Origin of the sequence: Natronomonas pharaonis DSM 2160 (assembly GCF_000026045.1) — an archaeon.
GTDB classification, from domain to species: Archaea; Halobacteriota; Halobacteria; order Halobacteriales; family Haloarculaceae; genus Natronomonas; species Natronomonas pharaonis.
The window spans coordinates 2,536,776-2,553,535 of sequence record NC_007426.1; the positions used below are offsets into that span (position 1 = coordinate 2,536,776).

The 16,760-nt window shown below is 66.9% G+C and carries 22 protein-coding genes; 17 read left to right on the forward strand and 5 right to left on the reverse strand.

The window, feature by feature from the left end; all coding sequences use genetic code 11:
- The first annotated feature begins 68 nt into the window (after nt 1-68).
- Genes NP_RS12880 through NP_RS12895 form a run of 4 tightly spaced genes read left to right on the forward strand, consistent with a single transcriptional unit; the run spans nt 69 to nt 1,506 of the window.
- Nucleotides 69-791, forward strand: coding sequence for a DUF2103 domain-containing protein (locus NP_RS12880; RefSeq protein WP_011324316.1), 723 nt, complete (start codon nt 69-71; stop codon nt 789-791).
- A gap of 51 nt (nt 792-842) precedes the next feature.
- On the forward strand, nt 843-1,103 hold the full coding sequence (locus tag NP_RS12885; RefSeq protein ID WP_011324317.1) for an eL43 family ribosomal protein: 261 nt from the start codon (nt 843-845) through the stop codon (nt 1,101-1,103).
- Nucleotides 1,104-1,109: 6 nt separating this feature from the next.
- Nucleotides 1,110-1,244: a DNA-directed RNA polymerase subunit P gene (locus NP_RS12890; RefSeq protein WP_011324318.1), complete on the forward strand. Its 135-nt coding sequence runs from the start codon at nt 1,110-1,112 to the stop codon at nt 1,242-1,244.
- A gap of 1 nt (nt 1,245) precedes the next feature.
- Nucleotides 1,246-1,506, forward strand: a complete 261-nt coding sequence (locus NP_RS12895; RefSeq protein WP_011324319.1) for a KEOPS complex subunit Pcc1 — start codon at nt 1,246-1,248, stop codon at nt 1,504-1,506.
- 20 nt (nt 1,507-1,526) lie between these two features.
- Here the strand turns inward: NP_RS12895 and NP_RS14830 are convergent, their stop codons facing one another.
- A complete protein-coding gene (locus tag NP_RS14830; protein WP_011324320.1) occupies nt 1,527-1,667 on the reverse strand; it encodes a hypothetical protein in 141 nt (46 codons plus the stop codon).
- A gap of 108 nt (nt 1,668-1,775) precedes the next feature.
- Between NP_RS14830 and NP_RS12900 the strand changes: the two genes are divergently transcribed.
- Genes NP_RS12900 through rtcA form a run of 3 tightly spaced genes read left to right on the forward strand, consistent with a single transcriptional unit; the run spans nt 1,776 to nt 4,136 of the window.
- The gene (locus NP_RS12900; protein WP_011324321.1) at nt 1,776-2,540 is read left to right on the forward strand and encodes a nucleotide-binding protein; all 765 of its coding nucleotides are present in this window, start codon (nt 1,776-1,778) and stop codon (nt 2,538-2,540) included.
- The gene (locus tag NP_RS12905; RefSeq protein WP_011324322.1) at nt 2,537-3,067 is read left to right on the forward strand and encodes a hypothetical protein; all 531 of its coding nucleotides are present in this window, start codon (nt 2,537-2,539) and stop codon (nt 3,065-3,067) included. The genes NP_RS12900 and NP_RS12905 overlap by 4 nt, the downstream gene beginning before the upstream one ends.
- A 52-nt stretch (nt 3,068-3,119) precedes the next feature.
- Complete coding sequence (gene rtcA / locus NP_RS12910) at nt 3,120-4,136, forward strand: RNA 3'-terminal phosphate cyclase (protein WP_011324323.1); 1,017 nt, start codon at nt 3,120-3,122, stop codon at nt 4,134-4,136.
- Here rtcA and NP_RS12915 read toward each other — a convergent pair.
- Nucleotides 4,133-4,621, reverse strand: a complete 489-nt coding sequence (locus NP_RS12915) for a 2'-5' RNA ligase family protein (protein WP_011324324.1) — start codon at nt 4,619-4,621, stop codon at nt 4,133-4,135. The two genes, rtcA and NP_RS12915, sit on opposite strands and share 4 nt — an antisense overlap.
- A 1-nt stretch (nt 4,622) precedes the next feature.
- Nucleotides 4,623-4,793, reverse strand: a complete 171-nt coding sequence (locus tag NP_RS14835; RefSeq protein ID WP_011324325.1) for a DUF7554 family protein — start codon at nt 4,791-4,793, stop codon at nt 4,623-4,625.
- Between the two features lie 405 nt (nt 4,794-5,198).
- Between NP_RS14835 and NP_RS12920 the strand changes: the two genes are divergently transcribed.
- From NP_RS12920 to argF, 9 genes are all read left to right on the forward strand, one after another.
- The gene (locus NP_RS12920; protein WP_011324326.1) at nt 5,199-6,401 is read left to right on the forward strand and encodes an argininosuccinate synthase; all 1,203 of its coding nucleotides are present in this window, start codon (nt 5,199-5,201) and stop codon (nt 6,399-6,401) included.
- 4 nt (nt 6,402-6,405) lie between these two features.
- Nucleotides 6,406-7,878 carry an argininosuccinate lyase gene (argH, locus tag NP_RS12925; RefSeq protein ID WP_011324327.1) on the forward strand — a complete coding sequence of 491 codons (1,473 nt, stop codon included), beginning with the start codon at nt 6,406-6,408 and terminating at the stop codon, nt 7,876-7,878.
- A gap of 136 nt (nt 7,879-8,014) precedes the next feature.
- Nucleotides 8,015-8,179 (forward strand): lysine biosynthesis protein LysW, encoded by a 165-nt coding sequence (gene lysW / locus NP_RS12930; RefSeq protein ID WP_011324328.1) that lies wholly within the window; start codon nt 8,015-8,017, stop codon nt 8,177-8,179.
- Nucleotides 8,180-8,239: 60 nt separating this feature from the next.
- On the forward strand, nt 8,240-9,103 hold the full coding sequence (lysX, locus tag NP_RS12935; RefSeq protein ID WP_011324329.1) for a lysine biosynthesis protein LysX: 864 nt from the start codon (nt 8,240-8,242) through the stop codon (nt 9,101-9,103).
- Nucleotides 9,100-10,140, forward strand: coding sequence for an N-acetyl-gamma-glutamyl-phosphate reductase (argC, locus tag NP_RS12940; protein WP_011324330.1), 1,041 nt, complete (start codon nt 9,100-9,102; stop codon nt 10,138-10,140). Before lysX ends, argC begins: the two co-directional genes overlap by 4 nt.
- Nucleotide 10,141: 1 nt before the next feature.
- On the forward strand, nt 10,142-10,975 hold the full coding sequence (locus tag NP_RS12945) for an acetylglutamate/acetylaminoadipate kinase (RefSeq protein ID WP_011324331.1): 834 nt from the start codon (nt 10,142-10,144) through the stop codon (nt 10,973-10,975).
- Nucleotides 10,976-10,988: 13 nt separating this feature from the next.
- Nucleotides 10,989-12,116, forward strand: coding sequence for an aspartate aminotransferase family protein (locus NP_RS12950; RefSeq protein ID WP_011324332.1), 1,128 nt, complete (start codon nt 10,989-10,991; stop codon nt 12,114-12,116).
- On the forward strand, nt 12,113-13,162 hold the full coding sequence (locus tag NP_RS12955; RefSeq protein ID WP_011324333.1) for a [LysW]-lysine hydrolase: 1,050 nt from the start codon (nt 12,113-12,115) through the stop codon (nt 13,160-13,162). Before NP_RS12950 ends, NP_RS12955 begins: the two co-directional genes overlap by 4 nt.
- Nucleotides 13,159-14,043, forward strand: a complete 885-nt coding sequence (gene argF / locus NP_RS12960; protein WP_011324334.1) for an ornithine carbamoyltransferase — start codon at nt 13,159-13,161, stop codon at nt 14,041-14,043. Before NP_RS12955 ends, argF begins: the two co-directional genes overlap by 4 nt.
- Before the next feature lie 3 nt (nt 14,044-14,046).
- Here the strand turns inward: argF and NP_RS12965 are convergent, their stop codons facing one another.
- A complete protein-coding gene (locus NP_RS12965) occupies nt 14,047-14,727 on the reverse strand; it encodes a hypothetical protein (RefSeq protein WP_011324335.1) in 681 nt (226 codons plus the stop codon).
- 82 nt (nt 14,728-14,809) lie between these two features.
- On the opposite strand from NP_RS12965, the gene NP_RS12970 reads away from it, so the two are divergent.
- Nucleotides 14,810-15,208 (forward strand): helix-turn-helix domain-containing protein, encoded by a 399-nt coding sequence (locus NP_RS12970; protein ID WP_011324336.1) that lies wholly within the window; start codon nt 14,810-14,812, stop codon nt 15,206-15,208.
- On the opposite strand, the gene NP_RS12975 is transcribed toward NP_RS12970, so the two are convergent.
- Nucleotides 15,186-16,712, reverse strand: coding sequence for a sensor histidine kinase (locus NP_RS12975; protein ID WP_011324337.1), 1,527 nt, complete (start codon nt 16,710-16,712; stop codon nt 15,186-15,188). The two genes, NP_RS12970 and NP_RS12975, sit on opposite strands and share 23 nt — an antisense overlap.
- Between the last annotated feature and the right edge of the window lie 48 nt (nt 16,713-16,760).

Consider the following 16,760-nt stretch of genomic DNA (forward strand, 5'->3'; position numbering starts at 1 on the left):
AAAAGCCAGGCCCAACTCCCTCACCGCCAACCGCCCCGCTTATCGGCGTCGACGGGCTACTGCCGTGTATGGAGTGTCGGTGCTGTGCGTCGCCGCTCGAACGGCCGGGCGACTACTGTCTGGTCTGCCGGAGCGCCAACGCCGACACCGTCGTCATCGACTGCGAACGGACGCGGGCGACGGTGAGTTCGCTACGTGACGAGGACGTCGTCGCCGAGCGGGAGATAACAACCACACCCGTCGACGACGAGCGGTGGGCACCGACCGAGCGCCGGAACTTCGCCGGCCGCATCGCCGACGAAGTACAGCGGAAACGCCCCGAAGAGGTCTATGCGGCCGGCGAGCGGTCGGTCGTGCGGGCGGTGCGGGCCGAACTGCACTACCCGTTCTACCGCATCGCCGACGACGACCCGATAGCGGCTGTCAAGCGCCGCCGTGGCGACCCAGCGCTAGAGGTCGTCGAAGCCAGCGTCGAAGAGAAACTCGGCGGGTCCCACTCGACGCTCATCGGCGGCCGCGACGGCCGGCTGGCGCTGGAGACCGTCGCCGGCCATCCACACGTCAAGAAGATTATTCCCGGCCCCATCGACGCCGGCGGCTCCGGGTCGCGGACCGGCGTTCGGGCGAAAGCGACCCGCGCCGACGAACACGGCAACGTCCGGCTCCTGATACGGGACGGCTCCAGCGTCCAAGAAAACCGCGTCGTCACGACGGCCGGCAGCCGCGAACTCGGCGAGCACGTGCGTGGCGACCTCAACGAGGCGCTCTCGGAGACTGAACTACAAGAGTAGCCGCGGCAAAACGAGGGGTTTATCCGTTCGCTGGGTGGACAGTATACTACTATGGCCAACAACGACACGACCGGGAGCGCCGGGCGTTTCGGCGCGCGCTACGGACGCGTCGCCCGCCGTCGCGTCGCGGAAATCGAAGCGGACACCGAAAGCGCGACCGTCGACGGCGACAGCGTCAAGCGCGTCGGCACCGGCATCTGGGTCAACGAAGAGACCGGCGAGAAGTTCACCGGCGGTGCCTACCGCCCGCAGACGCCCGCCGGCGAGACGGTCGAACGGTCCATCCGGACGGCCGTCGGCGACGACGAGTAACGCAGGATGAGCTACAAGTGCTCCCGCTGTAAGCGCGACGTTGAACTCGACGAGTACGGCGGCGTCCGCTGTCCGTACTGCGGCCACCGCGTGCTCCTCAAAGAACGGAGCCGCGACATCAAAGAAGTCGAAGTCGAGTAGCGTGCACACCGCTGAGCTGGTTTTTGAATACGAAACGTCCGAACGAGCCACGCATATCGCCGCGGCAATCAGGCCGGAGGTCGGCGATATTCAGGGCGACCGGACGACCGCGTCACTGTCCCGCGACGACGCACGGATTACAGTCGACATCGAGGCCGACGACCTCGTCGCGTTGCGGGCCGGGCTGAACACGTGGAGCACGCTGCTCGAAGCCGCAGAGCGGGTCAACGAATCCGGCAGCCGCTGTCGAAGCGGTACGTAGCGAAGCAGAAAAAGCGAGTCTTATTGACAGTCGGGGACGAGCGGCGCGTCTACCTCGGCGTTGTCGTAGCGCTTCCGGCGGCCGCCGTCGGCGCGGACATCCGGCGTCGTTTCTTCGGTCGGCATGACGGGAACCATCGGGTCGACGTTCTCGTTCGTCATCTACCTCTACCAACATCCTACACGGTCTTAAATGTTAATGATTGTTGGTAGCCTTCGCCGATAGCCCACCCAAACGCTTATCTCCGAGTACGCAGCAGGCGAAACCAAATGGTCGAGGCCATCGCCGTCGCCTCCGGGAAGGGCGGCACCGGCAAGACGACGGCCACGCTGGCGCTGGGCATGGCGCTCGCCGAGGAGTACGACGTGACCGTCGTCGACGCCGACACCGGGATGGCAAACCTGCTGTTTCATACGGGGCTGGGCGATGCCGAGACGACGCTCCACGACGTGCTCGTCGAAGGTGGCGCGCCGGTCGAGGCGGCGACCTACGAACGGTTCGGGATGTCCGTCGTCCCGTGTGGGACGTCGCTGGCCGCTTTCGAGGCGGCCGACCCCGAGCGACTTCGAGACGTTGTCGCGGCGTTGGCCGCCGACACTGACGTTATTCTCTTGGACTCGCCGGCGACGCTGGACTCGAAGAGCGCCGTCCTGCCGATTGTGCTCGCCGACCGGGTCGTCGTCGTTCTCAATCCGACGGTGCCAGCCATCTCGGACGGGCTGAAAGTCCAAGAGTACGCCCTTTCGTACGGCACGGACATCGCAGGGACGGTGTTCAACCGCGTCCATGGGGACATCGAGGACGTGCGGGCGAAGGCCGAGCGGTACTTCGAGGGGCCGACGCTGGCGACGGTCCCCGAAAGCGACAGCGCTCGGGCCGCCCGTGCGGCCGGCGAGCCGCTGTTGGCGCACGCGCCGGCCGACCCCGCTGCGGAGGCGTTCCGGGCCGCTGCCGAAGGGCTGTCGCCGGCCGACGGCGACGAGGGGGCAGTCGCCGAGCGGTTCCGGACGGCGGTCATCCCCGACCCGCCATGATACCCGACGGGACGCTGTGTCGTTCGCGCGTCGTCACGGACCTCGGAGCGGAACTCGACGCCATCTGCCGCCGCCGGCTCGACGGATACATCGTCGTCGCGCCGCAGCGAACGCTGCTCGGCGACGATGGCGACCGCAGTATCATCACGTTCGAGGACGGCATCGCGAGGCTGGCCTACCACCCGGAGTCGGACCGCGGCGGGCCGGCGGCGCTCGGGAGGCTCGGCCCCGGGCCGTACCGCGTCGACCGCTACGAACTCGACGCCGCCGCCGACCTCGACATCCCGCATGGGGCTGTGAGTCTACAGGTGCCGCCCGGAGGCGTCGCCGAACGGCTGGCCGACGACCCGGCTGTCGCAGACCGCATCCGGGAGGCTGCCGCCGAGCAAGCGGCCGGCGACGACAGCGACCCGGTCGCGGCCTTTCTGGAAAACGAGGCAGCTATCGACGACATCCGTGAGACAGCCCGAGCGGAGGCCCACGAACGGGCTGCCGAGTGGGGACTGGAGGACGCACTCGAGGACTGACCGGGCGTACCCGCCCGGAAGATTTGTACCCGCAGGCCGCCGACACCGGTGCATGCACGAGATAGACGGCTCGGCCGGCGGCGGCCAAATGGTTCGGAGCGCTGTCTCGCTGTCGGCGCTCTCCGGCGAGGCGGTCCGAGTCGAGAATGTCCGCGGCGACCGCTCGACGCCCGGAATGCGGCCACAGCACGTCGCTGCCGTCGAGGCGGCCGCGGCACTGACGGACGCGAGCGTCGAGGGTGCCGAACAGGGCGCGGAAACACTCGTTTTCGACCCCGGCTCCGTCTCGGCGACCGATGTCTCGGTCGACGTGGGGACGGCCGGCAGCATCGCGCTCGTGTTCGACACCGTGTTACCGCTGGCGACGGCGCTTTCCACACCGGCGTCGGTGACGGTCACCGGCGGGACCGACGTCGAGTGGGCACCGCCGCTTGCGTACACCCGTCGCGTGAAGCTACCGGTGCTGGCGGCCCACGGGCTCGACGCCGCGATAGATGTCGAACAGCGAGGGTTCTATCCCGCTGGCGGTGGCGAAGCGACGCTGTCGCTGTCGCCGTCGTCGCTGTCGCCGCTTGCGCTCACCGAACGGGGGCCACTCCGGCGGCTGTCGGTCGTCTCCGTCGCCGACGACTCTCTCGCCGAGGCTGATGTCGCCGAACGACAGGCCGCAGCCGCCGTCGAAAATATCGACGTTGGAGCGCCGGCGAGCGAGACGGTCGACTACGATGACGCCGCCTGCGCCGGGTCGTCTGTCACCGTCGTCGGCGTTTACGAACACACCCGGGTCGGCTTTTCGGCGCTCGGCGAGAAGGGAACACCGGCCGAAACGGTCGCTGCAGAAGCCGCCGCCGACTTCCAGCGGTTCCACGAATCCGCCGCGGCCGTCGACGAGCGACTCGCCGACCAGTTGCTCGTCTATCAGGCGCTGGCGGGCGGCACCGTCCGCGCGCCGTCGGCGACCGCACACGTCGAGACGAACCGGCAGGTCATCGAACCCTTCGGCTACGAGTTCGAGTTCACTCGGCTCGACGACACGGTCAGAATTGAGCGGGCCGCGGTGGACGACTAGCGCGGCAGGGAGAACCGCTCGACGGACTCCTCGTAGGTCGCCGACCACAGCGACAGCGACTCGACAGTCCAGCCGGCATCGTCGGGTACGGCCCGGCCCGCGAGCCGGTCGGCGTCGCCACCGCGGGCGACGGTGACGTGCGGGACGTACTCGTCGTCTTCGAGTCCCGCAATCGGGTCGAATGCCGAGCACAACCGTCGGTGGAGACGGGAGAGTGCAGGCGATTCAACGGCCAGATACGCGACGGGCGCAGGCCCGGTTGGCGGGCGGTCGAAGACCTCGACACCGGAGATATGCACGGTAAAGGGGTCGAGCCCGTCGAGCGACTTGCGGAGGCGGCGGGCCAGCACTGCGGCGTCGCCGTCGCCGAGCCGCTTGGCGACGAGCGTGTGTCGATCTCTGGGCGTCGCGGTGAGCGTCTCTGCGGCAAGGCCGCGGGCGAGCCGGGAGATGTCGGCCGGGACGGGAACGTTGCAGCTGTACACGTCAGATGTAGTCGAGGAGGTAGGCGACAATGAGGACAGCGATAAGTGCGGCGACAAGCGGACCGAGCGACGCCAGTATGCTGATAAACCGTCCAACGACCTCCAAAACGAGGAGGATACCGACCAAAACGAGGACGATTTTCAGGAGAGTTTCGACATCAAGGTCGTTCATGGCGTATACTGGGCGTCTCGCGCGCAAAAGCGCTGTGGCCGTCAAGTGGGGGCCGTTGTAGTGGGGCCGTTGTAGTGGGGGACTGTTGGAGTGTGGGCCGTTGTAGTGGGGGACTGTTGGAGTGTGGGCCGCCAGAGCGACTATCGACAGCCAGAGATATGACAACACGACACGCTCGATGCCCCGTTCCGCAAGCGTTTAGTACTGCTCTGGAGAAAGCGACGATACATGACACGGACCGACCGCACCGGCACGACCGCCGACAGCGGTGGGTCGCTCCTTCTTCGGCGACGGCGACGGGCCGTCAGGCCCGAATAGTACCTACTTCACCCGTCGCGTTCGTTCCGACTCGATTGCCAACGAGAACCGTCCGGTTGACGGTACTGCGTGCAGAACCCACTACCAATGTCAGATAAAAACCGTGTCGCGCTCGCCTTCTCGGGTGGGCTCGACACCACGGTCTGTGTACCGCTGCTCGAAGAGGAATACGGCTACGACGAGGTCATCGGCGTCACCGTCGACGTCGGCCAGCCCGAAGCGGAGTTCAAGGAGGCCGAAGAAACCGCCGAGGCACTCGACCTCGAACACCACGTCGTCGATGCCAAGCCGGAGTTCGCGGAGCTGTGTTTCGACGCCGTCCGCGCTAACGCCTCCTATCAGGGCTATCCACTCGGGACGGCGCTTGCCCGCCCGGTCATCGCCGAGGCCATTCTCGAGGTCGCAAAGGAAGAGGGCTGTTCGGGCGTCGCCCACGGCAGCACCGGCAAGGGCAACGACCAGCTTCGCTTCGAGGCCGTCTGGCGCGACTCCGACCTCGAAGTCATCGCACCGGTTCGCGAACTGGGGCTGACCCGCACGTTCGAACAGGAGTACGCCGAGGAGCGCGGGCTCCCCATCGAAGGCGGCGACGAGGGCAAATACAGCATCGACACGAACCTCTGGAGCCGCTCCATCGAGGGGTCGGAGCTCGAAGAGCCCGGCTACGTCCCGCCGGAGGACATCTACGAGTGGACAACCGCGCCGACAGCCGAGACGCTCGAAGTCGAGGTCGGCTTCGAGGACGGCTACCCGGTCAGCCTCGACGGCGAGAAACTGGAGCCGGTCGAGCTCATCGAGACGCTCAACGACCTCGCCGGCGACTACGGGGTCGGCCGCACGGACATTATGGAAGACCGGATGCTCGGGCTGAAGGTCCGCGAGAACTACGAACACCCCGCGGCGACGGTGCTCCTGAACGCCCACCAAGCGCTTGAGGACCTCGTATTGACGAAAGAAGAGCGCGCGTTCAAAAAGCAGGTCGACCACGAGTGGTCCGAAAAGGGGTATCAGGGCCTCGTGAACGCGCCGCTTGTCGACGCGCTCGAAGGCTTCATCGACGAGACCCAAGACCGCGTCACCGGCACGGTCACCATCCGTTTCGAGGGCGGCCAAGCCCGCCCGGTGGGCCGCGAGTCGCCCTACGCTGTCTACTCCGCCGAGGCCGCCTCGTTCAACACCGAGGACGTCACCGGCGGCATCGAACAAAGCGACGCGACCGGCGTCGCCAAGTACCACGGCTTCCAGGAGCGTCTCGCCAACCGCGTCATCGACGCCGCCGACGAGGAGTAGACGGATGACAGGCGACGCCGACGAGGGTCGCGATGTCGTCCGCCGCGACCGGTTCAGCGGCGGCCCCGCCCGCGGGTTCCTGTCGAGCCTCGCGGCCGACGAGCGCATCTTCGAGGCCGACCTCGCGGTCGACCGCGCCCACGTCGTGATGCTCGACGAGCAGGACATCATCGGCACCGACGACGCGGCAGCTATCCTCGGGGCGCTCGACGATGTCGAGGCAGCCGGCCACGGGAGCCTCACGGACGGCGAAGACGTGCACGCGGCCATCGAAACGGCCGTCATCGAACGCGTTGGCGACCGGGGCGGGAAGATGCACACCGCCCGCTCGCGCAACGACGAGGTCGCGGCCTGTATCCGCTATCGGCTCCGCGAGGACGTGCTGGCGGCGGTCGAAGCAACACTGGAGGCCCGAGAGATGCTGCTCGATGTGGCTGGCGACCACACGGAAACGGTCATGCCCGGCTTTACCCACCTGCAGCCGGCCCAGCCGACGACGGTTGCACACTACCTGCATTCGTATGCGTCGGCGCTCGCACGCGATACCGAACGCCTCCTCGATGCGTACGGCCGCATCAACCGCTCGCCGCTCGGCGCAGCAGCCTTCGCGGGGACGCCGTTCGACATCGACCGCGAACGGACCGCCGAGCTACTCGGCTTCGACGGCGTCGTCCGCAACTCGATGGATGCCGCCTCGGCGCGGGACTTCCTCGTGGAGACGACCGCTGCAGCCGCCGGGCTCGCGACGACGCTTTCCGGCCTCGCCGAAGACCTCGTGGTCTTCTCGAAAGCCGGCTACGTCGAGCTTGACGACGCCTACGCGTCGACGTCGTCGATAATGCCGCAAAAGAAGAACCCCGACACCATGGAGTTGGTGCGGGCGACAGCCGGCGACACGGCCGCGGGGCTGAACGCCCTGTTGACGATACTGAAGGGCCTTCCGCGGGCGTACAATCGGGACCTCCAGCGGGCACACCCTCACGCCTTCGAAGCTCTCGACGCCGTTACGGAGGCAACGGAGGTTGCGGCCGGTGCCGTCGCAACCGCCGACTGGAAGGAGCCGGCGCTTTCCGAGGCCGCCGGCGAGGGCTTTTCGACGGCAACCGGCGTCGCGGACCTGCTGGCGATGGAGGGCGTACCGTTCCGGACGGCTCACGAGCTCGTCGCCCGCGCCGCCGAGGCGGGCGGCGACTACGCGGCGCTTTCGGCGGCGGCTGAAGACATCCTCGGCGGCCCGCTCTCCGAGCATGTCGACAAAGCGGCCGTCGAGGCGGCGCTGGACCCGGAATCGAGCGTCGCATCGCGGGACTCGCTCGGCGGCCCGGCGCCTGAGTCGATGGCCGCAGCGCTTTCAGCCGCCGGCCAGCGGCTCGACGCCGACGCCGAGGCGCTGCGGGAGCGGCGAGGGGCGCTCGCGACCGCCGCCGACGAGCGAGAACGTGTAGTCTCATCGTACGACAGTACAGCCCCCGAATAATACAATCTACTGACATACAGTACGCGCTGCGGCGCTGAAAGCCTCTTTCTGGGCCGTTAGCTGAGAATACGCTTTGTTGTCTTCATTTGATAGGTTCGAAGAGTTTAAGTGAGTAGACGGGCGATTACATTGTACAATGGCAGAATGTCCCGAGTGCGGGGCCGAACTGGACCTGCACGACGACCTCGAAACCGGAGAGATTGTCGACTGTTCGACCTGCGGTGCCGAACTCGAAGTCATCAACCACGACCCAGTCGAGCTCGATACGGCACCCGAGCTCGAAGAGGACTGGGGGGAGTAAGGCGATGAGCGTCGGCACAGCCTGCCGGCCGGCCGCGGGTGTCGTCGGGAGGGCCGACCCGTGAACGTCGGCGTCCTCTACTCGCGCATCCGCCGCGACGAGAAGCTCCTGTTGAGCGAGCTCCGCGACCGCGGCCACGAGGTGACGAAAATCGACGTCCGAAAGGAGCGGTTCGGCGTCCACGAGGCACCGGCCGTCTTCGACGGTGTCGACATCGTCGTCGACCGGTGTCTCGCGACCAGCCGCTCGCAGTACATCACGCGGTTCGTCGACGCCTACGACGTACCGGTGGTCAACGACCCCGAGACGGCCGCAGTCTGTGCCGACAAGGCCCGGAACAGCCTCGTCCTCGCCGAGGCGGACGTACCGACGCCGGCCACCGAAGTCGCGTTTACCAAGGAGTCGGCGATGGAATCCATCGAGAGCTTCGGCTACCCCTGCGTGCTGAAGCCGGTTATCGGCTCGTGGGGCCGCCTCATGGCGAAAATCGACTCCAAAGACGCCGCCGAGGCGATACTGGAGCACAAGGAGACGCTCGGCCACTACGAGCACAAGGTGTTCTACATCCAGGAGTTCGTCGAGAAGCCCGGCCGTGACATCCGCGTTGTCGCCACCGACGGCGAGCCGATAGCGGCGATGGCCCGTTCGTCGGACCACTGGCTGACAAACGCCGCCCAAGGTGCCGAGACGGAGGCCATCGAAATCACCGACGAGATGGCCGACCTCGTCGAACGCGCCTCCGAGGCGGTCGGCGGCGGCCTTCTCGGTATCGACCTCATGGAGACCGGCGACAGCTACACCGTCCACGAGGTAAACCACACCGTCGAGTTCAAGGCGCTCAACGAAGTGACGGATGTCGATGTCCCGAGCGTCGTCGTCGACTGGCTGGAGTCCCGCGTCCGCGACGTGGAGGTGACCGCATGAGCGGATATACGGCCTCAGTCGTCGGCGCGAGCGGCTTTACCGGCGGCGAGGTGCTGCGGCTGCTTTCGGGACATCCCGAGATGGCGGTTACGCAAGCAACGAGCCGCAGTTACGAAAACAAGACCGTCGGCTCCATCCACCCGAACCTCCGGGGGATGGACCTGCGGTTTTCCAGCCCGGAGGAACTCGAGTCAGTTGACGTGCTCTTTGCGTGTACGCCACACGGCGTCTCGATGGAGCACATCGACGCGTTCCAAGACGCCGCCGACACCGTCGTCGACCTGAGCGCCGACTTCCGTCTGGACATCGAATCCCAGTACGACGAGTGGTACGACGGCCACAACCGGCCGGAGCTGCTCGACAAAGCGGAGTACGCGCTGCCGGAACTGAACCGCGAGAACCTGCCGGGGGCCGACATCGTCGCCTCCGGCGGCTGTAACGCGACAGCGGCCATCATGGGGTTGAAGCCGCTCTTCGACGGCGACATCCTCGGCGGCGGCGAGCAGATCGTCGTCGACGTGAAGGTCGGCTCCTCGGAGGGCGGCGCTGGCGGCGGCGAGGCCTCCTCGCATCCGGAGCGGTCCGGCGTCGTCCGGCCGTACGCGCCGACGGGCCACCGCCACGAGGCCGAAATCGAACAGTTCCTCGGAACGGGAGTGTCCTTTACCGCCCACGCGGTCGATATGACCCGAGGGGCCTCGGCGACCTGTCACGTCTACCCCGAGGAGCCGGTCTCGAAGGGCGACCTCTGGTCGGCGTTCCGCGAAAGCTACGAGGACGAGCCGTTTGTCCGGCTCGTCGCCGGCGGGTCGGGCGTCTATCGCTATCCCGAGCCGAAGGCGGTCGCCGGCTCGAACTACGCCGAAGTCGGCTTCGAACTCGACCCGACGAACAAGCGCGTGGTCGTCTTCTCGGCTATCGACAACATGATGAAAGGGTCGGCCGGGCAGGCGGTCCACGCCGCCAACATCGCCCTCGGTATCGAGGAGACGGCCGGCCTCGAATTCGCGGGGCTTCACCCCGTGGGAGCGCCCTGAGATGACCGCCGAGACGCCCGTCGTCGTCAAAATCGGCGGCGCTCGTGCGGTCGACCCCGAGGGTGCGCTGTCGGATATCGCCTCGCTTGTCGAGGACGGAACCGAAATCGTGGTCGTCCACGGCGGCTCGACGGCCGTCGATAACACCCTCGAACGGATGGACATCGACCCCGAGTACGTCGAGACGCCGTCCGGGGTCGTCGGTCGCTTTACCGACGCCGAAACGATGGACGTATTCAAGATGGCGATGGCCGGACAGGTCAACACCGACCTCGTCGTCGGCCTGCAGAACCAGGGCGTCGACGCCGTCGGGCTCTCCGGCGCAGACGGAAAGCTGCTGTATGGCCCGCGGAAGTCGGCCGTTCGGGTCGTCGAGGACGGCAAAAAGAAGATTCGTCGCGGCGACCACTCCGGCCGCATCAAGGAGGTAAACGCCGGACTGCTGGAGACGCTACTTGCGGACGGCTACACGCCGGTCGCATCGCCGCCGATGCTGGCCGACGACGGCGTCGCCGTCAACACCGACGCCGACCGCGCGTCGGCGGCCGTCGCCGGCGCTGTCGGCGGGACGCTCGTCTCGCTGACCGACGTCGAGGGCGTCTACCGCGACCCCGACGACCCGGCCACGCTCATCGAGCGTGTCGAGACACCCGACGACTACGACGAACTCGATGCGGCCGCCGAGGGCTTTATGAGCCGAAAGGTGATGGCCGCGACGGAGGCCCTCGAATCAGGGGCCGACGAGGTTGTCATCGCCGACGCAAACGCCGACGCACCCGTCTCCACAGCCGTCGACGGCGGCGGCACCCACATCCTGCCGAGCGCACTCGAATGAGACTCACACAATCATGAGCGGCTTCGTCTTCTCCGAGAAACCGATTGGCATCGAACGTGGCGAGGGGGTCTATCTCTACGACACGAAGGGCAACGAGTATCTGGACTTCGGCGCGAGCTACGCGTGTACGCCGGTTGGACACTGCCACCCCGACGTGGTGGCGGCGACGACCGAACAGCTCGAACGGCTCATGTACGTACAGGCGTCGTACCCGAACGCCCCCCGGACGGCGCTCTACGAGCAGCTCGCAACGGTCGCGCCGGGCGACATCGACAACGTCTGGCTGTGTAACTCCGGAACCGAGGCCAACGAGGCGGCCCTGAAGTTCGCCCGACACGCGACAGGCCGCGAGAAAATCGTGGCGACGATGCAGGGGTTCCACGGCCGAACGATGGGGACGCTGGCGGCGACCTGGAAGGACAAATACCGCGATGGCTTCGAGCCGCTGGCCGGCGGCTTCGAGTTCGTTCCCTACGGCGACGCCGAGGCGATGGCCGATGCCGTCGACGAGGACACCGCCGCGGTCATCGTCGAGCCGGTACAGGGCGAGGGCGGCATTAACCCCGCCCCGAACGGATATCTCCAGTCGGTTCGTGAGACGACCGAATCGGCCGGCGCGGCGATGGTTCTCGACGAGATACAGACCGGACTCGGCCGGACGGGAACGCTGTGGGCTGCCGAGGAGTACGGCGTCGTTCCCGACATCCTGACGACAGCGAAGGGCCTCGGCAGCGGCCTTCCCATCGGGGCAACGCTCGTTAGAGACTGGGTCGCGGCGGACTGCGGCAACCACGGCTCGACGTTTTCCGGTGGGCCGGTCACGACCGCAGCGGCCGGCGCGACGCTGGATGTCATCACCGACGAAGACCTGCCGAGTCACGCGGCGGAGCTCGGGACGTACCTCGTCGAAGCGCTTGAGGCCGCCATCGGCGATGAGGTGCGGGAGGTCCGCGGCAACGGCCTGATGGTCGGCGTTGAAGTAAAACGGGGTGCGAACCCGATTCTCAAGGAACTGGCGCTGAACCACGACATCCTCGCGCTGCCGGCCGGCCGCAGCGTCGTCCGGCTCTTGCCGCCGCTTGTCATCGACCGCGGGGACGCCGACGCCGTCGTTGACGCGTTGGAGGCCATCATCGGATGAGCGAGTCCACTCCGTCCCCCGACGAGGAGGCTCGCGACCTCCTCGAGACGCTCGTGTCGATACCGTCGCCGACGCCGGAGGAGACGGAGTGTGCAGAGGCGCTGGCGGGCTTTTTCGAATCCCACGGCCGTGACGTGTTCATCGACGAGGTCGGCAACGTCCGCGCGCCGGCTGACGACAGCGTCCTCTATACATCCCACATCGATACCGTGCCGGGCGATATCCCCGTCCGCATCGAGGACGGCGACGGGGGGCCGGCGCTGTGGGGCCGCGGGTCGGTCGACGCCAAGGGGCCGCTGACAGCGCTTGCGGTCGCGGCCGTCCGGACCGGCGTCTCGTTTGTCGGCGTCGTCGGCGAGGAGGTCGACTCCCGCGGCGCACGCCACCTCGTTGCGGACCGCGAGCCACCGGACGCCGTCGTCAACGGCGAGCCCTCGGGCTGTGACGGTATCACGCTCGGCTACCGCGGCATCCTGCAAGGGACCTATCGGGCGCGGTCGGCGTCGGGACATACCTCCCGGCCGGAGAACAACGCGATACAGGACGCCGTCGAGTGGTGGTCGGCGGTCGAATCACGGTTCGAAGCCGACGACGACACCCCGGTCTTCGAACGCGTCACGCCGAAGCCGGTCGACATCGACGGCGGCGTCACCGACGATGGCCTCGCTGTCGAGACGACGCTTGAGGCACAGCTTCGGGTACCGCCGTCGATGAGCACCGACGCTGTCCGTGCGGCGGCCGACGAGGAGCTCGAGACGGGAACAGTGACGTGGAACGACGCCGTCGAGCCGACGATGCAGAGCCCGCGGACGCCGGTCGCGCGGGCGTTTCGGGCCGCTATCCGCAAGCAGGGCGGCGACCCGCGGCTGCTACGGAAGACCGGCACTGCCGACATGAACATCTACGCCGGCGAGTGGGACTGTCCGATGGTCACCTACGGCCCGGGCGATTCCGACCTCGACCACGCGCCGGATGAACACCTGCCGCTGGCCGAGCTAGACCGCTCGGTCGCGGTGCTCGAAACCGTCGCGGAGGAGTTAGCATGAACTTCCTGAACATCGACGACCTGACACGCGAACAGCTCGAAACCGTCCTGACGGAGGCTGAACGGCTGAAGGCCGGCGAGACGACCGCCGACGCGATGGCCGGCGACACGATGGCGATGATATTCGAGAAGCCCTCAACCCGGACACGGGTATCCTTCGAGACGGGCGCGACACAGCTGGGCGGGCACGCCATTTTCCTCGGCCCCGACGACATCCACCTCGGCCACGGCGAGCCGGTCAAGGACACCGCACGGGCGCTCAGCCGCTATGTCGATGTCATCATGGCGCGCGTCTTCGACCACGCCGACGTCGAGGAGCTGGGCGAGTACGCGACCGTACCGGTTGTCAATGGGCTAACCGACGACGCCCACCCCTGCCAGACGCTCGCTGACCTGCTGACAATCCGCGAGCAGTTCGGTGGGTTCGACGCGACTGTCGCGTGGGTCGGCGACGGCAACAACGTCTGTCAGTCGTTCGTGCTTGGGGCCGCGATGGTCGGCCTCGATGTCGTCGTCGCCACGCCGGAGGCGTATAGCGTCGACGACGCTGTTCTCGAACGGGCGGCCGAGCTCGGCGGCGAACCCGAGACGACAACCGACCCCGAGGCGGCCGTCGACGGTGCCGATGCCGTCTACACCGATGTCTGGGTGAGCATGGGCGAAGAGTCCGAACGCGAAGAGAAGCTGTCGGTCTTCGAGTCCGACGGGTTCCGGATTACCGAGGAACTGCTCGGCGACCGACCGCTACTGCACTGTCTGCCGGCCCATCGCGGCGAGGAAGTGACCGACGCGGCGATAGAAAGCGACAACGCCATCGTCTGGGACCAAGCGGAGAACCGCCTCCACGCCCAGAAAGGGCTGCTCACGTACCTGCTGTCGTAGCCGCTAGTTGTCGACGGAAACCGCCCCTTCTGTCGAGTTGAAATGAACCCGGGTCGTCTCGTCGGTAGTGAGGCTCACCCGGATAAACCCGACCCCGTCAGCCGGCCGCTCGATTTGGAGTGCCGAAGTACGAATCGTGTAGTCGTCGGTCCGGACAAGCGGGGCGCTGTAGTAGCCGTGGAGGTGAATGCCGTCGTCGTCCGCCTCGGCTCTCGCCCATCGGTGGCTGACGCTGCCGGAGCCGAACCCCGAAACGACGACGGCGAGAACGTGTGTGTCGAAGTCGACAGCCTCGACCGCATCGCGGTCGGCGTCGTCCATCCGGTCGAGGGCGAAATGGTCGGACAGCGCCGACGCGTCGTCGACGAGACCGACGCGGTAGGCGGCCGGGGCGAGGTCATGGGAGAGCCGATATCGCTCCGTGAGCCGGGCGGACACCGGCTCAAATGCCAGCGACGGCTCCGTCGGCATCGTTTCGCCGAGGTAGTCGTCGTTCCAGTCACGCTCTCCGGGTGGGCCGTCCGGCGGGTCGGGTCTATTGATTTCGTGCGGCGGGGTGTCGACTCGCGGCGACTCCTCGTGTGGCGTCTGCGGCTGGTCGTTCGTCCCTGTCGGCAGCACATTCGAGCAGCCGGCGACAGCGGGTAGTGCGGCGGCGCTGACAAGGAGCGTTCGGCGGCGCATACCTCGACTGGGAAGACGCGGCAGCAAATGTCTTGTCCTGCCAGAGCAGCAACTATTAGCGGCGGCGACCCGAATCGAGTGTATGGACCCCGAGCCGGACCCAGCGCGGTTCCGTGACCTGATGCTCGACGGGGAGCCGGGCTTCGAGGAAGTGCTGCGGTGTGTCTTCGGCATTCAGAACCACGAGGCGCGACTCTACCTCGAACTGTTGGAGGCCCCCGACAGCACCGTCACCGAGTTAGCCGAGACCGTCGACCGCGACCGGAGCAACGTCAACCGCGGGCTGGCGACGCTGCTGGAGAAGGGCCTCGCCGACCGCCGTCGGCGGCTGCTCGACAGCGGCGGCCACGTCTACCAGTATCGGGCAACAGACCCCGAAACCGCCAGAGAGCTGATGCATGAGACGCTCGACGAGTGGGCCGCCTACGTCCACGAGCGCATCGACGAGTTCCCCTGCGCTACGGACGGTCAGTCACGGTGAACTCAAACCGCGCACCGTCGCCGTCCTCGCAGGCTTCCACGGACCAGCCGTGTGCAGTGGCGATTTCTTCGACTATCGACAGCCCGTAGCCGCTGCCGCCGGCGTCGGTCGTAAAGCCGGATTTGAAGACCGTTTCGCGGTCGCCTGCCGGGATTCCCGGGCCGTCGTCAGCGACATAGAATCCCGGTGTCGGGAGCGCTCCGAGCCGGACGGTTGCGTCCTCGCCGGCGTGCTCGACAGCGTTCCGGAACAGGTTCTCAAAAAGCCGCTCGATGCGGTCGCGGTCGCCGCGGAGCCGAACCTCGTCGTCGACAGCGAGTGTCGCGCCTTCGGTGTCGAGGGTCTCCCATGCGGCCGCAGCCGCCTCCGAGAGGGAGACCGGCTTGGGGTCGGTGACCGTGTTACCGGCCCGGGCAAACTCAAGCATCTCGTCGATGCGGGCGTCAGCGTCCTCTAAAGAGCGCTTGACAGCCAGCAGGTCCTCGTCGTCGCCGTGCTGCTCGATTGCCAGTTCGAGCCGCCCGGCAGCGGCGGAAAGCGGATTTCGCAGGTCGTGGGAGGCGTGGCTGGCGAACTCCTCAAGCCGGTCGTTTTGGCGTTCGAGCTGTCGCTGTACGTGCCGTTGCTGGAGTTCGTAGCCGAGCCACCGGCTCGCCAGTTCGACGAACGTCCGCTCCCCGTCGGTGAAGGTCCGGTCCCGGGGAGCTGTTGAGGCAAAACAGAGCGTGCCGAACAGTTCACCGGCAACCAGCAGCTTTCCGCCGATGTAGCTGCCGAGACCGAACCGCTCGTAGGCCGGGTCGTCCTCGAAGCCCTCCGCGGCGGCGTCGGCGATGGCGAGGAACCCGTCTTCGGAGATGGTCTCCCGACAGTAGGACTCCTCGATGGGGCAGCGTTCGCCCGGCTGCAGCAGGTCGTGGTCGCCGACCGATGCGACGATGACCTGCTCGTCGGAGGTAATCTCGGTGACGAAGCCGTACTCGAGGTCGAGATACCGGCAGCCGAGGTCGAGGATGCTCTCGCGGCGCTGTTCGAACGACAGCGTCGCATCGGAGGCGATGACGTAGAGTTCATGCAGCGTTCCGATTGTCTCTTGGGGCGCTCCGCGAAGCCGGTGGCCGCCGGAGAGGTCCGTGAAAACACCGGTAAACAGCGTCTCCTCGTCCGTCGGCGTCTCGCGGAAGGCTATCGAAACGCGGACTTCGTGGCCGTCGCGGTGGAGCGCCGGCAGTTCGACGTTGTTCCAGTCGAGGTGCCGCTCGCCGGTTTCGAGGTAGGCCTCGAAGGCCTCGGTGTGGGAGTCACGGAGCCGGTCGGGGATAATCGTCTCGAGCGGTGCCCCGGCCAGCGCCTCGCTGTCGTAGCCGAGCAGGTCGGTGACCGCGCTGTTGGCGTATCGAATCGTACTGTCGGTATCGATTGTAAGGACGCCGAACGGCGCGTCCGCGACGAGGCGCTCGTAAGCTTGGACAAGCCCCTCATCAGGCGTTACCGGGGATGCCATCTGATATACTCAATATCGGTGTCTCGGTTGAAATACGTGTGGGTCAAC

Bases quoted from the DNA above. Each gene is read 5' to 3' on its own strand.
- rtcA (WP_011324323.1), top strand. From the start codon at position 3,120: ATGCACGAGATAGACGGCTCGGCCGGCGGCGGCCAAATGGTTCGGAGC.
- NP_RS12955 (WP_011324333.1), top strand. From the start codon at position 12,113: ATGAGCGAGTCCACTCCGTCCCCCGACGAGGAGGCTCGCGACCTCCTC.
- NP_RS12945 (WP_011324331.1), top strand. From the start codon at position 10,142: ATGACCGCCGAGACGCCCGTCGTCGTCAAAATCGGCGGCGCTCGTGCG.
- NP_RS12900 (WP_011324321.1), top strand. From the start codon at position 1,776: ATGGTCGAGGCCATCGCCGTCGCCTCCGGGAAGGGCGGCACCGGCAAG.
- NP_RS12885 (WP_011324317.1), top strand. From the start codon at position 843: ATGGCCAACAACGACACGACCGGGAGCGCCGGGCGTTTCGGCGCGCGC.
- NP_RS14835 (WP_011324325.1), bottom strand. From the start codon at position 4,793: ATGAACGACCTTGATGTCGAAACTCTCCTGAAAATCGTCCTCGTTTTG.
- NP_RS12890 (WP_011324318.1), top strand. From the start codon at position 1,110: ATGAGCTACAAGTGCTCCCGCTGTAAGCGCGACGTTGAACTCGACGAG.
- argH (WP_011324327.1), top strand. From the start codon at position 6,406: ATGACAGGCGACGCCGACGAGGGTCGCGATGTCGTCCGCCGCGACCGG.
- argF (WP_011324334.1), top strand. From the start codon at position 13,159: ATGAACTTCCTGAACATCGACGACCTGACACGCGAACAGCTCGAAACC.
- NP_RS12965 (WP_011324335.1), bottom strand. From the start codon at position 14,727: ATGCGCCGCCGAACGCTCCTTGTCAGCGCCGCCGCACTACCCGCTGTC.
- argC (WP_011324330.1), top strand. From the start codon at position 9,100: ATGAGCGGATATACGGCCTCAGTCGTCGGCGCGAGCGGCTTTACCGGC.
- NP_RS12920 (WP_011324326.1), top strand. From the start codon at position 5,199: ATGTCAGATAAAAACCGTGTCGCGCTCGCCTTCTCGGGTGGGCTCGAC.
- NP_RS12950 (WP_011324332.1), top strand. From the start codon at position 10,989: ATGAGCGGCTTCGTCTTCTCCGAGAAACCGATTGGCATCGAACGTGGC.
- NP_RS12905 (WP_011324322.1), top strand. From the start codon at position 2,537: ATGATACCCGACGGGACGCTGTGTCGTTCGCGCGTCGTCACGGACCTC.
- NP_RS12975 (WP_011324337.1), bottom strand. From the start codon at position 16,712: ATGGCATCCCCGGTAACGCCTGATGAGGGGCTTGTCCAAGCTTACGAG.
- NP_RS12970 (WP_011324336.1), top strand. From the start codon at position 14,810: ATGGACCCCGAGCCGGACCCAGCGCGGTTCCGTGACCTGATGCTCGAC.
- lysW (WP_011324328.1), top strand. From the start codon at position 8,015: ATGGCAGAATGTCCCGAGTGCGGGGCCGAACTGGACCTGCACGACGAC.
- NP_RS14830 (WP_011324320.1), bottom strand. From the start codon at position 1,667: ATGACGAACGAGAACGTCGACCCGATGGTTCCCGTCATGCCGACCGAA.
- NP_RS12880 (WP_011324316.1), top strand. From the start codon at position 69: ATGGAGTGTCGGTGCTGTGCGTCGCCGCTCGAACGGCCGGGCGACTAC.